This is a genomic window from Burkholderia sp. COPS (assembly GCF_019425585.1).
Lineage (GTDB): Bacteria > Pseudomonadota > Gammaproteobacteria > Burkholderiales > Burkholderiaceae > Burkholderia > Burkholderia cepacia.
On sequence record NZ_WIXR01000032.1, the window covers coordinates 25,292 to 38,529 of the forward strand.

A 13,238-nucleotide genomic window follows, 5' to 3' on the forward strand; every position below is an offset into this window, starting at 1 on the left:
TCAGCGTATCCGCATCGACAACTCGACTTCGCCGCCGAACGGCACCGACAGATAGCCGTTTTCCGGCGCGCGCACGTACGCGAGGTAGTCGGGGCTGTATTCCGCGTTGTCGGCCACGACGAACGCCCCCGCCTCGAGGTGAGGTTCGACCAGCGCCAGAATCTCGGGATACAGCCCTTTCGCGCCGTCGAGCAGCAACAGGTCGACCGAATCCGGAAGATCGGCGGCCAGCGTGCGCAGCGCATCGCCTTCGCGAATCTCCACGAGATCGGCGAGCCCGGCCGCCGTCAGGTTCGCCCTCGCGCGCGCGACCTTCGACGGTTCGAACTCGCTCGTGATCAGCCGGCCACCGCCGTTGTCACGCAGCGCGGCCGCGAGATGCAGCGTCGAAATGCCGAACGACGTGCCGAATTCGACGATCGCCCGCGCGCCGCCGCTGCGCGCGAGCATGTACAGGAGCGTGCCCGTCTCGCGCGACACGGGAAGCGGATAGTCCTTCAGGCGCGCATACAGATCGGTGTAGTCCGTCTTGCTGCGCATCAGCCGCGCCTGTTCGTCGCGCGACACGTCGGCAAAGGCCGGGCTCGTCGCGGGCGACGACGCCTCGGCTTCGTCGAACAGGCGCGCGAGCAGCGACGCCAGCGGGTCGTGAATCAGGGTGGTCATGCGGATCTCCAGTGTCAGGTTGAGTGCGTCAGTGCGCCCGACTAGAATATGACGAACTATTCAGGTTTTACTATTCGCATTGGCCAACCGCCCATGACCGACCGTCGAAATGCCCCGATTGCCACGCGCAAGCTGCCTCGGCAGGCGCGCTCGACCCGTCTCGTCGAAGACGTCCTCCAGGCTGCTGTTCAGGTTTTGGCGACCGAAGGCGCGCAGCGCTTCACGATGGCGCGCGTCGCCGAGCGCGCCGGCGTGAGCGTCGGCTCGCTGTACCAGTACTTCCCGAACAAGGCGTCGGTGCTGTTCCGGCTGCAGCACGACGAATGGCGGCAGACGTCCGACATGCTGTGCCGAATACTGCAGGACACGCAGAAGACGCCGCCCGAGCGACTGCGTACGGCCGTCCATGCGTTCATCCAGTCGGAATGCGACGAGGCGGGCATGCGCATCGCGCTCGACGACGCCGCACCGCTCTATCGCGACGCGCCCGAAGCACAGGAAGTGAGAGCCGAAGGCAACCGGGTCTTCAGCGCATTCATGCGCGAAGCGTTGCCCGGCGTGCCCGACACCACGCATGCGCTCGCCTGCGAGCTGATCAAGACAACGCTCACGTCGGGCGGCAAGGCGTTCTCCGAAACCGCGCGCACGCCGGCGGAAATCGACGCCTATTCGACCGCGATGGCCGACATGTTCTGCGCGTACCTCGCGCATCTCGCACGCGACTGACGCGACCCAAGCGACTGACGCGACCGGCGCGACGAGGGCCGGAACGCGCGAGCGCAAGCCGCGTGCGGCACCGGTATCATCCGGGTGCCGCTTGTACACGGCCGCGCACCGCATCGCGTCGCGCGCCGCCGTTTTCATGCGCGTGCACCGCCTCGATGAAAGATATTCGTAATATTCAATGCCTCACCCGCTCCCGCCCTGCCTGTCGACCCTGCATTCAAATAGTCGCCTTAACGGATTCGAACTAGGCGTATACACGCGTGTCGTCGCGACGGAGCCCGGTTGCACGCCGATATAAGCGCTGCGACATGCGCTGCATGCACTTCCCCCGATGGGACGTGATGGGCCGCTCGCCTAACCTTCGCTACGGCAAAGCACACGTGACGGGGTCGACCACACCACGCGTCGTCCGACGCGACACCCTCGCGATCGTTTCGATTCGCACGTAACGACACGCATCACGCGTCATTCGTCCCCACGACGTTGCCGACAAATCCCAACTAGATACGAGACACCCTGACGACGGTTCGCTACGGGCCGTTTCAGCATGCTGATAAAGGAGCAAGCTCATGAGTGATACCCCGGTGCAGCCGACGGTCGACGTCGGCGCGGCAGAATCTGACTTTGGCACCCAGGGAGTCATCGACCGGTACTTCGGCATTTCGTCGCGCGGCGGCACGCAACGCACCGAGATCGTCGCCGGCGTCACCACCTTCCTCGCGATGGTCTATTCCGTGTTCGTCGTGCCCGGCATGTTCGGCAAGGCCGGCTTCGACACGAGCGCGGTGTTCGTCGCGGTCTGCCTCACGACCGCGTTCGGCTCGCTGCTGATGGGCCTGTGGGCGAAGCTGCCGATCGCGATCGGCTGCGCGATCTCGCTGACCGCGTTCACCGCGTTCGGCCTCGTGCTCGGCAAGGGGCTGCATCCGACGGTCGCGCTCGGCGCCGTGTTCCTGATGGGCCTCGTGTTCACCGGCATCTCGGTCACCGGCGTGCGCTCGTGGATCCTGCGCAACCTGCCCGCGGGCGTCGCGCACGGCACCGGGATCGGCATCGGCCTGTTCCTGCTGCTGATCGCGTCGAACGACGTCGGCCTCGTGATCAAGAACCCGGGCGCCGGCCTGCCGGTCTCGCTCGGCCAGATCACCGCCCTCCCGGTGATCATGTCCGTCGTCGGCCTCGCCGCGATCTTCGGCCTCGAGAAGCGTCGCGTGCCGGGCGGCATCCTGCTCGTCGTGATCGCGATCTCGATCTTCGGGCTGATCTTCGATCCCGCCGTGAAGTACCACGGCGTCTTCGCGCTGCCGTCGCTGAGCGCACCGGGCCATGCATCGCTGATCGGCGCGATGGACATCAAGGGCGCGCTGTCGATGGCCGTGCTGCCGAGCGTGCTGGCGCTGGTGATGACCGCCGTGTTCGACGCGACCGGCACGATCCGCGCGGTCGCGGGCCAGGCCGGCCAGCTCGACGAGAACGGCCGCATCATCAACGGCGGCCGCGCGCTGACCGCCGATTCGATCAGCTCGATCTTCTCCGGTTTCCTCGGCGGCGCGCCGGCGGCGGCCTACATCGAGTCGAGCGTCGGCGTGGCCGCCGGTGCGAAGACGGGCCTCGCGGCCGCCGTGGTCGGCCTGCTGTTCCTCGTCGTGATGTTCTTCTCGCCGCTCGCGGGCCTCGTGCCGTCGTACGCCACCGCACCCGCGCTGATGTACGTCGGCCTGCTGATGCTCGGCAGCGTGAGCAAGCTGCACATGGACGACATGGTCGACGCGATGTCGGGCCTCGTGTGCGCGGTGTTCATCGTGCTGACCGCGAACATCGTGACGGGCATCATGCTCGGCTTCTCGACGCTCGTGATCGGCCGCATCGCCAGCGGTGAATTCCGCAAGCTGAACGTCGGCACCGTGCTGATCGCGGCCGTGCTCGTCACGTTCTATCTCGGCGGCTGGGCGATCTGACCGCGAGACATGCGCGACGTTGCCTGCAGAAGGGCGGCGCGCATCGGGACGACATCGTCTCCTCCACCATCGTCGTTGATGGTCTCCAGGCCTGGGAACGCACGTTTCCAGGCTTTTTTTGTGCGTGCAGTGCAGCACGATGCGCGTCGCCGCAACGGCGCGACGCAAATCCGCGCCCGGTGCTACGATCGCGCTTTGCCCCCTTCAGGAGCCGCGATGAACGCGCTCGGCATCGTCTCCGAATCGAGCACCCGGACCTCGGCGCGCAAGCCGCCGTTCATCCCGTCGTTCGGGTTTCACGAAGTGCATGAATCGCAGCCGATCGACGCGCCGCCCGCGCGCATCATCGACGCCGTCGCGTCGCTCGACATGCGTGCCGACCCCGTCATCGACGCGCTGCTCATGGTGCGCGAATTCCCGGCCGCCGTCGCCGGCGCGCTCCGCAACGGGCCGGCCCGCCCCGCACACGCGCGCTTCGGCTTCGACTCGTTCACGCTGCTCCACCGCGACGACACATCGCTGTCGCTCGGCCTCGTCGGCCGCTTCTGGCGTCCCACGCCCGACGTTCGAACGATCGCCGACGCAACGGCCTTCGTGCGGCACGACGACCCGCGCGATGCGAAGCTGGTGCTCCGCTTCGAGGTCGTCGGGCTCGCATCGGGCGCGCACATGCTGCGCACGGAAACGTTCATCCACTGCCCGAGCGAGCGCACGCGCTGGCTGCTCACGCCGTACTGGCTCGCGATCCGGCTGGGAAGCGGCTGGATCCGGCGTCGTACGCTGGCGGCCGTCGAAACGGCACTCGTCAGAACGGCTTGATCACGACCAGCCCGACGACGATCGCCGTCGCGGCCACGACCGCGCCCGCCACCTGCCCGAGCCACGGTGTCGGCACGACGACGAGATCGTCGCGCTCCATGCGCCGCAGCGTGCCGGCCAGCATGCCATGCAGCGCCGACAGCGCGACGACGACCGCAAGCTTCACCGACAGCCACGCCGCGCCGAACCAGTGCCCGTTGAGCGCGATCGCGACACCCGTGATCCAGACGATCGCGAGTGCAGGCGCCGTCGCCATGCGATCCCAGCGCCGCACCGCGCGATGCACGGCGAGGTTCGCGATCCGGACACCGACGGACAGCATCAGCAGCCCGCCGACGAACGTGACGACGGCCGCCACGTGCACGGTCTTCATCATCAGGTAGATCATCGCGCGTGCCTCCGGCGCGCGATCCATCCCGCACTCGCCAGCCCCGCGAACGGCACGACGGCCGACAGCAGGAGCCGCGCGACGTCGCCCCTGCTCCACAGCCCGCTCGATGCGGTGCCGACGACCGCCCACACGTACATCGCGAACGCGATGCCGTGGACCGGCCCCATGATCGAAACCGCGACCGGATAACCGGCCAGATGCTTGAGCGGCACGGCGACGCACACCAGCACGACGAGTGTGGTCGCCTCCAGCAACGACAGGTACTGCAGGTTTCGCAACGCGTCGCGATCGTCTTGTTTCATCGGCGGGGCTCCAGGTTGATCCGCCGCGATTGTCGCGTGTGGTGCGGGTTCGAGCCATTGGCTAGAATGACATCTTTCAACGGATTCTGGCCAAACCCTCGAACGCCATGCATACGGTCGCCGTGCTCGCCTTGCCCGATGTCGTCCCGTTCGATCTGGGCGTTGCATGCGACACGTTCGCACGCGTGCGTGCGCCCGGTGTCGAACAGGCCTACCGCGTATGCGTGTGCAGCGAGCATCCGCGCGTCGCCGGCGACCTGTTCGAGCTGCGGCCCCCGTTTCGCCTCGATGCGCTCGCCGACGCCGATACGATCGTCGTCCCCGGCACGTCGGTGCCGCTCGCACCCACGTCACGCCGTGCGATTGCCGCCCTGCGCGAAGCGGCCGCGCGCGGGTGCCGGATCGCGTCGATCTGCAGCGGCGCGTTCGTGCTCGCGGAAGCCGGGTTGCTCGACGGCCTGCGCGCGACGACGCACTGGCTCGCGGCCGCCGAACTCGCACGCCGCTATCCGGACGTCGACGTCGATCCGAACGTGCTGTTCGTCGACAACGGGCGCATCCTGACGTCGGCCGGCGCGGCGGCCGGCCTCGACCTGTGCCTGCACATGATCCAGGCCGACTATGGCGCGGCGGTTGCCGTCGACGCCGCACGCAGCGCGGTGGCGCCGCGCGTGCGCGAAGGCGGGCAGGCGCAGTTCATCGCGCCGGAATGGCCGGCCGCCACCGACGGGCTGCACGACCTGATGGACTGGCTCCAGGCAAACCTGCGCAAGCCGCTCACGCTCGACGAGATGGCCCGCAAGGCTTCGACGAGCGTGCGCACGCTGACGCGGCGCTTCCAGGAACAGACCGGCACGTCGCCGCGGCAATGGCTGCAGACCGCGCGCGTCCGGCATGCGCAGCAGTTGCTGGAGGTCACGGAACTGTCGGTCGAGCATGTCGCGACGGAGGCCGGGTTCAGTTCGGTCACCGCGTTTCGCGAGCGGTTCGCGCGCATCGTCGGCACGTCGCCGCAGCGGTATCGTCGCGCGTTCCGCGCGCGCGCCGGCGCGTGACGTTCGCAACGTCACCGCCGCCTGCGCAACGGCACGCGATGTGTCGGGCCGGCGCGGCACCGCGTGCATGCAACCCTCGGGATCGCGACCGACAACCGCCGCCGCCCCGCCTCGTTCGCCACACTGTCGCGCCAACCGGACCCGATCGATGACCCGCATCCGCAATCCCCTGAACATCGCGCAGCTCCAGGCGTTCGTCTCCGCCGCACATCACAAGAGCCTGCGCGCCGCGGCGCGCGAACTCGGCGTCACGCAGCCCGCGATCACGCATACGATCCGCGAGCTCGAAACGGCGCTCAACGCGGAGCTGCTCGCGCGCAGCGTCCGCGGCGTCGAGCTGACCGCGTGCGGCCATGCGCTGCTACCGCGCGCCGAGCAACTGCTCGGCGATATCCGCCGCACGGTCGAGGCCGTCGAACAGGTGAAGGGCGAGATGTCCGGCCGGGTCGCGGTCGGCACGATGCCGTCGATCGCGCTGACCGCGCTGCCGCGCGCGGTGACGGCGTTCCGCCGGTCGATGCCGGACGTGAGCCTGCATCTCGAGGAAGTGACGGTGCCCGACGCGCTCGCGCAGTTGCGCAACGGCACGCTCGACATCGCTGCGATGCACCATGTGCCCGCGCTCGATCGCGATTTCACGCAGTTGCCGCTGCTGTCGACCGAATTCACCGTCGTGATGCGCGAAGGCCACCCGCTCGCGCACGCGCGCCGGTTAGAGGAATTGCTCGATGCCGAGTGGATCGTCACCGTCGGCGCCGAGCAGTTTCCGCACAGCGTGATGGTCGGGATGTTCCAGGCGCACGGGCTGCCGCTGCCGAAGCGGCTCTTGCGCTCGCCGATGTCGTTCGCGGTGACGCTCGGGCTCGTCGCGCGCTCGGACGTGATCGGCTGCTTCACGCGCCCGCTCGCCGCGACGGTCGCGCCGCTCGGCATCCGCACGGCCGAACTCGACGAGCGCATGCCGCGCTTCGACCTGTCGATCATCGCGCGGCGCGACCTGCTGCCCACGCCCGCCGTCACGCAATTCGTCACGTGCCTGCAGCGTGCGGTCAACGAAACGCTCGGCTGAATCGTTCCTGTGTCTGAAACGGCGGCGCACGCAACGCGCCGCCGCCGGGCCCGGTATCGGGGCTTGTCCTAGGCGCCCTGCCGGTATTTTGTCTTGATAATCTTGCGCACGTCGCGCGCCCGCATCGGGTGGGCGAAACGGACAGCCTGCCGCGAAGCCGCGGCCGGCCGAAGGCTTACGGCGCGGCACAACCGCGCACCCATCGAACAAAACGAGGAGTCACCTGGTGAAAAAGATTCTTGCGGCTGTGACCGTTGCCCTGCTCGCCGTATCGGCCGGCAGCGCGTATGCGAAGGACTGGTCGACCGTGCGGTTCGGCGTCGACGCAAGCTACCCGCCTTTCGAATCGAAAGGCGCTGACGGCAAGGTTGTGGGTTTCGACGTCGACCTCGGCAACGAAATCTGCCGCCGCATGAACGCGAAGTGCGTGTGGATCGAAAACGACTTCGACGGGATGATTCCGGCACTGAAGGCCCGCAAGTTCGACGGCGTGCTGTCGTCGATGTCGATGACGCCGGCGCGTCAGGAACAGATCGCCTTCTCGGCGAAGCTGTTCAACACGCCGACCCGCCTCGTCACGAAGAAGGGTGCCGGCCTGATGCCGACGGCCGAATCGCTGAAGGGCAAGTCGGTCGGCGTCGAGCAGGGCACGATCCAGGAAACCTACGCGAAGACGTACTGGGCAGCGAAGGGCGTGAACGTCGTGCCCTACCAGAACCAGGACCAGGTCTACGCCGACCTGATCTCGGGCCGTCTGGACGGCGCGCTGCAGGACGCGGTGCAGGCTGAGATCGGCTTCCTGAAGACGCCGCGCGGCGCGAACTTCGACTTCGCCGGCAAGGATCTCGACGATCCGAAGACGCTCGGCAACGGCGCCGGTATCGGCCTGCGCAAGGAAGACACCGACCTGAAGACGAAGATCGACGGCGCGATCGCCGGCATGCGCAAGGACGGCACGTACGACAAGATCGCGAAGAAGTACTTCGATTTCGACGTCTACGGCAAGTAATCCGCCACGCAAGCGCACGCTTCGCTTCGGCACGAACGGGCTCCGCAAGGAGCCCGTTTTTTTGCGCACGCGGTGCCGGCAGCGTTATTTTTTCCGCACCAACCTGATGATTCACAACGAAAATCGGCGCGTTCTGGCGCCGGTTTGATGGGGGCGAGGAAGGCAACGTACAATCGATCTTCCACGCACACCGGATCATTCGCGGCTGCGCCGCACTCCCCCATCATGCAAACGCAGACCCATCCGCTGATTTCCCCCGCCGTCGGTACCGAACGCCAGATCACGAGCTTTCACTACGGCCCGCGCGGCGGCAAGAAGGTCTACATCCAGTCGTCGCTGCACGCGGACGAACTGCCCGGCATGCTGGTCGCCACGCTGCTGCGCCGCAAGATCGCCGCGCTCGAAACGGCCGGCAAGCTGCGCGGCGAAGTCGTCATCGTGCCCGTGCCGAACCCGATCGGCCTGTCGCAGCACGTGTTCGGCGATCACCTCGGCCGCTTCGAGCTCGGCTCGATGCAGAACTTCAACCGCAATTTCCACGATCTCGCGGCGCTCGTGCTGCCGCACGTCGAAAGCCGCCTCACGAACGACGCGCAGCGCAATCTCGTCGCCGTGCGCACCGCGATGCGCGAAGCGCTCGACGAACAGAAGCCGCGCACCGAACTCGACTCGCAGCGCCTCGCGCTGCAGAAGCTGTCGTTCGACGCCGATATCGTGCTCGACCTGCACTGCGACAACGATGCGGTGATGCACCTGTACACGAACCCCGATCTGTGGGCGGACGTCGAGCCGCTGGCGCGCTATCTCGATGCACAGGCGTCGCTGCTCGCGCTGAATTCGGTCGGCAACCCGTTCGACGAAATCCACAGCTTCTGCTGGTCGGACCTGCGCAACCGCTTCGGCGACCGCTTCCCGATCCCGAACGGCGCGATTTCCGTCACGGTCGAACTGCGCAGCGAACGCGACGTGTCGTACGAATTCGCCGAAAAGGACGCACAGGCGATCGTCGAATACCTGACCGAGCGCGGTGTCGTCGAAGGCACGCCGGCGCCGCTGCCGCCGCTCGCGCATCCGGCCACGCCGCTCGCGGGCACCGATCCGCTCGTCGCGCCCGTGTCGGGCGTGATCGTGTTCCGCACGCCGGTCGGCGCGATGATCGAGGCCGGCCAGGCCGTGGCCGACATCGTCGATCCGCTGACCGATCGTGTCGTCACGCTGAAGAGCAGCGTGTCGGGCGTGCTGTACGCGCGCCAGGTCGTGCGCTTCGCGACGGCCGGCATGGAAGTCGCGCGCATCGCGGGCGCGACCGCGATCCGCACGGGTTCGCTGCTGTCGGCCTGAGCGGCCGGCCCGCGCGCCGGGTCACGGCGCGTATCGGGCATCCCCCGGCGCTCACCCGCGCGCACCAACGAAATCGCCCGCTTGCGCGGGCGATCTGCTTTTCGGAATACCCGGCGCTCCATCCGGCCGGGCGATGGCACGCGTGGGCGTTCAGAACGCCGGCACGATCGCGCCGCCGAACTTCTGGTCGATGAACTTGCGCACGTCGTCCGATTCATAGGCCGCGACGAGTTTCTTCACCCACGGCTTGTCCTTGTCCTGCGCGCGCACGGCGATCAGGTTCGCGTACGGCCCGCGCAGGTCCTCGATCGCGATCGCATCCTTCACCGGCGTGAGCCCGGCCTTCACCGCGTAGTCGGTGTTGATCGACGCGGCATCGACGTCGGGCAGCGCGCGCGGCAGCTGCGCGGAGTCGAGTTCGACGATCTTGATCTTCTTCGGGTTCTCGGCGACGTCGAGCGGCGTCGCGTTCACGCCGTTGGCGCCGACGCCCGGCTTCAGCTTGATCACGCCGTATTTCTGCAGCAGCAGCAGCGCGCGGTTGCCGTTCGACGGATCGTTCTGGATCCCGACCTTCGCGCCCACCGGCAAGTCCTTCAGCGACTTGATCTTCTTCGAATAGAAACCCATCGGCGCCGTGTAGGTGAGCCCGACGTTGACGATCTTGTAGCCGCGCTGCTTGATCTGGCTGTCGAGGAACGGCTGGTGCTGGAAGCCGTTCGCGTCCAGGTCGCCGGCATCGAGCGCCGCGTTCGGCTGCACGTAGTCGTTGAATTCGATGACCTTGATCGCAAGGCCTTCGCGTGCGGCGACCTTCGTCACCTCGGTCCAGATCTGCGCGTCGGGGCCGCTCATCGTGCCGATCTTCAGCGTTTGCGAGTCGGCGTGCGCGCCGGGCGCCGCGAATGCCAGTGCGGCTGCGAGCGCGCCGAGGCCGGTCAGGAATGAACGTCGCATGGTGTCCTCTTGTCCCGTGTCGTTTGTTGGAAGACGGATCGTGGCACGGGGCCGGAACGCCACCAACCAAGCTTATTTCATGTGCATATTCCGGGGCCGGATCGATTCTCAGCCGAATTCGGTATAACCCGCGACGGTACAACCGGGCAGAATTCAGTGTCGCATCGGCGCCACACATTCTTCATATGACAGTCGCTGTCATATTCATTACGTGGCCCCTCGATAAAGTTGCCGCCGGTCCGTGAAAGCGCCCATAGAGAGCGCCGGAACCGCAACTGGACACGCCATTTATTCGCTCGGAGAATCCTTTGAACAAGAAACTGTTGACCATCGCCGTCCTGGCAGCAACGGCCGGCACGGCGCACGCACAAAGCAGCGTGACGCTGTACGGCGTCATCGATGCCGGTATCAGCTACGTGAACCACAGCAAGACCGCCAACGGCGGCTCGGGCAAGCTGTTCAAGTATGACGACGGCGTTGCCCAGGGCAGCCGTTGGGGCCTGCGCGGCACCGAAGACCTCGGCGGCGGCCTGAAGGCGATCTTCGTGCTCGAAAACGGCTTCAACAGCGGTAACGGCACGATCGGCCAGGGCGGCGCGATCTTCGGCCGCCAGGCTTACGTCGGCCTGAGCCAGTCGCAATACGGCACGGTCACGTTCGGCCGCCAGTACTCGTTCTCGACCGACATCCTCGGCTCGAACTACTCGACGGGCGGCAACACGGTCGCGGGTAACTACGCGTACCACGTGAACGACATCGACCAGCTCACGTCGAGCCGCATCAACAACGCCGTGAAGTTCCAGAGCGCGAACTACTCGGGCTTCACGTTCGGCGCGTTGTACGGCTTCTCCAACTCGACGGACTTCGCCGGCGCACCGGCAACGACGTCGGGCACGACGACGACGGCAGGCTCGTCGCGCGCATACAGCTTCGGCCTGAACTACGCGAACGGCCCGTTCTCGCTCGGCGCCGCGTACACGGACATCCGCTTCCCGAGCCAGTCGACGCCGGCATTCTCGACGACGATCGCGAACCTGAGCACGGGCAACGTCCGCGACCTGCGCACCTACGGTGTGGGCGGCCGCTACGTCTGGGGCCCGGCAACGGCATGGCTGCTGTGGACGCGTACGCAGTTCTCGACCGTCTCGGGCGCAGGCGGCACGTTCTACAACGCGTATGAAGCAGGTGCGAAGTACGCGTTCACGCCGGCTCTGTCGGGCGGCCTCGGCTACACGTACACGAACGCGACGCAGAACGGCAACTCGTGGCACTGGAACCAGGTCAACGGTATCGCCGACTACGCACTCAGCAAGCGTACCGACGTGTACGGCCTGGTCGTGTACCAGCAGGCATCGGGCAAGGGCGTGCAAGCGCAGATCGGCTCGAGCACGAGCTACTTCAACACGTCGGGCACGGGTTCGAAGAACCAGATCGCCGCACGTATCGGTATCCGTCACAAGTTCTAAAGCATCCGCTTAACTCGCGGATCACGACGGCAAGAAGCGCCCCGCTCCACGCGGGGCGCTTTTTTATGGGCTTTTAAGTTTCGCTTAATTCTGGGCTGAGAGGATGCTCTCACCCCCCCTGTTGGCCGCCTGAACATCGGCGGCTTTTTTTTTGAACCGCCGACGGCGCCGCCATCGATTGCCCACAAGACAGGATCGGAGGCCATGATGATCGAAGATACCGTTTTCAGCCATCTGCACGCGATTCTGACGTGCCAACACTCGATGCCGGTCCAGAGCTGCCGCGTATCGGTCGAAATGCAGCGCCCGTGGGGGCGGCCGTATCGTCTCGTCGAATGGACGATGCATCTCGACGCACCCGCGCGGCGCCAGATCGTGCCGGCCGAATCGACCGACGAAGAGATCGCCGAGGTCGTCGCGTCGCACGTGCCGGGCCGGCTTTACGGCGACGGCCGGCTGCAGTTCTGAACGCCGTCCCGTTCCACCCGCTGCCTGTCTTTCGGCCTTGCCGCACGCATCGTGCGGCAGTCGGTCTCGTTTGATGCGGCAATGAAACCTGCTACGCTGCGCGTTTTCGTCCACGCAACACATGATGGAAAACGCATTCAACGAACGCGGCGTGATGATCACGCGCAACGGCCTGTCGGCCGCGGGGCAGGTATTCGCGCTGCGTGACATCCGCTACGTCGATGTCGTCAAGATTCCGAAAAACCGCCTCGTGCCGTCGCTGATCTCGCTGATCGGCGCGGCCGCCGCCGTGGCGGGCGGCATCGCCGGATCGAGCGCCGCGCTCGTCGTCGGCGTGATGCTCGCCGTCGTCGGTTATCTCGCGTGGACCACGCAGGACGTCACGTATCGCCTGATGGTCGAGATGCCCGACGGCAAGCGCGAAGCACTGTCGAGCGTCGACGTCGAGTTCGTCGAACGCGTTGCGCAGGTCGTGCGCGATGCGCAGGCCGCAACGACGGCCGGCTGATTCCGTTCGCATCCCTGCACGCTTCGATCCGTGGTGCCCGGCCGCGCGCGGCGCGTTTCGCGTCGCGCAACGGCGCCCTCGATTGCCCCCGTCGAATCGCATTCCACCACCGCCTCGCCTGCGCTGCGTACGCCGACCGCCTAGTATGGAAAGAGCGGCTCGTCGCCGCATCGTCCGAGGAGGCCAGCATGAACGTCCAGACGCTGTCCGGCACGCTTCGCGCGCAGGAACTGCTGATCGTGTCGATGATCCGCGCGCTTCCCCCTGACGCACGCCGTGCGCTCGTCGACCTCTACACCGAACAGATCGCGTTCGCCGAACAGGCCGGCCTCGAAGGCCACGGCGATCGCGCGACGCACGATGCGTTCATCACGCATGCACGCAACCTGCTGATCCGCATCGAAGCACTCGCATAGGCCTGTTCACGCTCGTGACGGGCTTGCGCCGGGGCCCGCGCTTCTCCCGTATTTCCCGCCACGGCAGGCCCGAGCCGCGCAGGTGAG

15 protein-coding genes are annotated in these 13,238 nt (G+C 66.7%); 11 read left to right on the forward strand and 4 right to left on the reverse strand.

The genetic code is table 11. From position 1 onward, the window contains the following. Entirely contained in the window at positions 1–666 is a 666-nt protein-coding gene (locus FOZ70_RS25195; RefSeq protein WP_059496304.1) for an O-methyltransferase, read from the reverse strand. Positions 667–714: 48 nt separating this feature from the next. Here FOZ70_RS25195 and FOZ70_RS25200 point away from each other — a divergent pair, with 48 nt between their 5' ends. From FOZ70_RS25200 to FOZ70_RS25210, 3 genes are all read left to right on the forward strand, one after another. Further along, positions 715–1,392: a TetR family transcriptional regulator gene (locus tag FOZ70_RS25200; protein ID WP_059487496.1), complete on the forward strand. Its 678-nt coding sequence runs from the start codon at positions 715–717 to the stop codon at positions 1,390–1,392. Positions 1,393–1,961: 569 nt separating this feature from the next. After that, positions 1,962–3,350 (forward strand): NCS2 family permease, encoded by a 1,389-nt coding sequence (locus FOZ70_RS25205; RefSeq protein WP_219707102.1) that lies wholly within the window; start codon positions 1,962–1,964, stop codon positions 3,348–3,350. A gap of 216 nt (positions 3,351–3,566) precedes the next feature. Next, complete coding sequence (locus tag FOZ70_RS25210; protein ID WP_048023485.1) at positions 3,567–4,169, forward strand: hypothetical protein; 603 nt, start codon at positions 3,567–3,569, stop codon at positions 4,167–4,169. Here FOZ70_RS25210 and FOZ70_RS25215 read toward each other — a convergent pair. Together FOZ70_RS25215 and FOZ70_RS25220 are read right to left on the reverse strand one after the other, a co-directional pair. Further along, complete coding sequence (locus FOZ70_RS25215; RefSeq protein WP_219707146.1) at positions 4,156–4,557, reverse strand: CopD family protein; 402 nt, start codon at positions 4,555–4,557, stop codon at positions 4,156–4,158. The genes FOZ70_RS25210 and FOZ70_RS25215 overlap by 14 nt on opposite strands. Then, the gene (locus FOZ70_RS25220; protein WP_060051016.1) at positions 4,554–4,862 is read right to left on the reverse strand and encodes a DUF3817 domain-containing protein; all 309 of its coding nucleotides are present in this window, start codon (positions 4,860–4,862) and stop codon (positions 4,554–4,556) included. Before FOZ70_RS25220 ends, FOZ70_RS25215 begins: the two co-directional genes overlap by 4 nt. A gap of 107 nt (positions 4,863–4,969) precedes the next feature. On the opposite strand from FOZ70_RS25220, the gene FOZ70_RS25225 reads away from it, so the two are divergent. The 4 genes from FOZ70_RS25225 (at position 4,970) to FOZ70_RS25240 (ending at position 9,336) form a co-directional block, all read left to right on the forward strand. Further along, positions 4,970–5,917, forward strand: coding sequence for a helix-turn-helix domain-containing protein (locus tag FOZ70_RS25225; protein WP_021156471.1), 948 nt, complete (start codon positions 4,970–4,972; stop codon positions 5,915–5,917). 148 nt (positions 5,918–6,065) lie between these two features. Continuing rightward, positions 6,066–6,986 carry a LysR substrate-binding domain-containing protein gene (locus FOZ70_RS25230; RefSeq protein WP_021156472.1) on the forward strand — a complete coding sequence of 307 codons (921 nt, stop codon included), beginning with the start codon at positions 6,066–6,068 and terminating at the stop codon, positions 6,984–6,986. A 226-nt stretch (positions 6,987–7,212) separates the two neighbouring features. Beyond that, positions 7,213–7,995 (forward strand): ABC transporter substrate-binding protein, encoded by a 783-nt coding sequence (locus FOZ70_RS25235; RefSeq protein ID WP_021156473.1) that lies wholly within the window; start codon positions 7,213–7,215, stop codon positions 7,993–7,995. Positions 7,996–8,220: 225 nt separating this feature from the next. Continuing rightward, the gene (locus FOZ70_RS25240; RefSeq protein WP_021156474.1) at positions 8,221–9,336 is read left to right on the forward strand and encodes a succinylglutamate desuccinylase/aspartoacylase family protein; all 1,116 of its coding nucleotides are present in this window, start codon (positions 8,221–8,223) and stop codon (positions 9,334–9,336) included. Positions 9,337–9,486: 150 nt separating this feature from the next. On the opposite strand, the gene FOZ70_RS25245 is transcribed toward FOZ70_RS25240, so the two are convergent. Beyond that, positions 9,487–10,293 carry a MetQ/NlpA family lipoprotein gene (locus FOZ70_RS25245; protein ID WP_021156475.1) on the reverse strand — a complete coding sequence of 269 codons (807 nt, stop codon included), beginning with the start codon at positions 10,291–10,293 and terminating at the stop codon, positions 9,487–9,489. Positions 10,294–10,601: 308 nt separating this feature from the next. On the opposite strand from FOZ70_RS25245, the gene FOZ70_RS25250 reads away from it, so the two are divergent. The 4 genes from FOZ70_RS25250 to FOZ70_RS25265 all read left to right on the forward strand — a co-directional run bounded on the left by FOZ70_RS25250 (position 10,602) and on the right by FOZ70_RS25265 (position 13,151). Further along, the gene (locus FOZ70_RS25250; RefSeq protein WP_021156477.1) at positions 10,602–11,759 is read left to right on the forward strand and encodes a porin; all 1,158 of its coding nucleotides are present in this window, start codon (positions 10,602–10,604) and stop codon (positions 11,757–11,759) included. Between the two features lie 207 nt (positions 11,760–11,966). Then, on the forward strand, positions 11,967–12,227 hold the full coding sequence (locus tag FOZ70_RS25255) for a DUF2866 domain-containing protein (protein ID WP_011353838.1): 261 nt from the start codon (positions 11,967–11,969) through the stop codon (positions 12,225–12,227). 124 nt (positions 12,228–12,351) lie between these two features. After that, on the forward strand, positions 12,352–12,735 hold the full coding sequence (locus FOZ70_RS25260; protein ID WP_219707104.1) for a DUF6232 family protein: 384 nt from the start codon (positions 12,352–12,354) through the stop codon (positions 12,733–12,735). Between the two features lie 188 nt (positions 12,736–12,923). Further along, positions 12,924–13,151, forward strand: a complete 228-nt coding sequence (locus tag FOZ70_RS25265) for a hypothetical protein (protein ID WP_021156479.1) — start codon at positions 12,924–12,926, stop codon at positions 13,149–13,151. The last annotated feature ends 87 nt before the right edge of the window (positions 13,152–13,238 follow it).

Excerpts from the sequence above, each read along its gene's own strand:
- FOZ70_RS25195 (WP_059496304.1), bottom strand. The coding sequence starts at position 666 with ATGACCACCCTGATTCACGACCCGCTGGCGTCGCTGCTCGCGCGCCTG.
- FOZ70_RS25200 (WP_059487496.1), top strand. The coding sequence starts at position 715 with ATGACGAACTATTCAGGTTTTACTATTCGCATTGGCCAACCGCCCATG.
- FOZ70_RS25205 (WP_219707102.1), top strand. The coding sequence starts at position 1,962 with ATGAGTGATACCCCGGTGCAGCCGACGGTCGACGTCGGCGCGGCAGAA.
- FOZ70_RS25210 (WP_048023485.1), top strand. The coding sequence starts at position 3,567 with ATGAACGCGCTCGGCATCGTCTCCGAATCGAGCACCCGGACCTCGGCG.
- FOZ70_RS25215 (WP_219707146.1), bottom strand. The coding sequence starts at position 4,557 with ATGATCTACCTGATGATGAAGACCGTGCACGTGGCGGCCGTCGTCACG.
- FOZ70_RS25220 (WP_060051016.1), bottom strand. The coding sequence starts at position 4,862 with ATGAAACAAGACGATCGCGACGCGTTGCGAAACCTGCAGTACCTGTCG.
- FOZ70_RS25225 (WP_021156471.1), top strand. The coding sequence starts at position 4,970 with ATGCATACGGTCGCCGTGCTCGCCTTGCCCGATGTCGTCCCGTTCGAT.
- FOZ70_RS25230 (WP_021156472.1), top strand. The coding sequence starts at position 6,066 with ATGACCCGCATCCGCAATCCCCTGAACATCGCGCAGCTCCAGGCGTTC.
- FOZ70_RS25240 (WP_021156474.1), top strand. The coding sequence starts at position 8,221 with ATGCAAACGCAGACCCATCCGCTGATTTCCCCCGCCGTCGGTACCGAA.
- FOZ70_RS25245 (WP_021156475.1), bottom strand. The coding sequence starts at position 10,293 with ATGCGACGTTCATTCCTGACCGGCCTCGGCGCGCTCGCAGCCGCACTG.
- FOZ70_RS25255 (WP_011353838.1), top strand. The coding sequence starts at position 11,967 with ATGATCGAAGATACCGTTTTCAGCCATCTGCACGCGATTCTGACGTGC.
- FOZ70_RS25260 (WP_219707104.1), top strand. The coding sequence starts at position 12,352 with ATGGAAAACGCATTCAACGAACGCGGCGTGATGATCACGCGCAACGGC.
- FOZ70_RS25265 (WP_021156479.1), top strand. The coding sequence starts at position 12,924 with ATGAACGTCCAGACGCTGTCCGGCACGCTTCGCGCGCAGGAACTGCTG.